The sequence below is a fragment of the Paracoccus sp. M683 genome (genome assembly GCF_007096355.1).
GTDB lineage: Bacteria > Pseudomonadota > Alphaproteobacteria > Rhodobacterales > Rhodobacteraceae > Paracoccus.
In genome coordinates, this window is record NZ_VKDF01000068.1 from 1 (window position 1) to 301 (window position 301).

A 301-nucleotide genomic window follows, 5' to 3' on the forward strand; every position below is an offset into this window, starting at 1 on the left:
TCAAAGGCCGGATACATGTCAGCACCCGACTACGCGCCAAAAAGATCCCAAATACCCTCTTGCGCAAGGGGCGGTTATACATGTTGCACAAATCCCTTTTGGGATTCATCTCATGAATCCAGCGTGGTAGTTGGAATCCATGAGCAGACCCACACCTCCAACCTACAAGACCAGGAACTGGCCATCCTACAATGAAGCGCTCAAGCGCCGCGGATCGCTGACGATCTGGTTCGATCCCGAGATGAGCTGGGAGGCCGCACCAACTGGCAGGCGTGGCCGCCAGCAGAGCTACAGCGACGCC

General features: G+C 56.5%; 1 protein-coding gene. It reads left to right on the forward strand.

The window, feature by feature from the left end; translation table 11 throughout:
• Window positions 1-139 precede the first annotated feature (139 nt).
• The coding region (locus FNJ84_RS21820; RefSeq protein WP_185968650.1) for a transposase at window positions 140-301 on the forward strand (162 nt) is incomplete at its 3' end.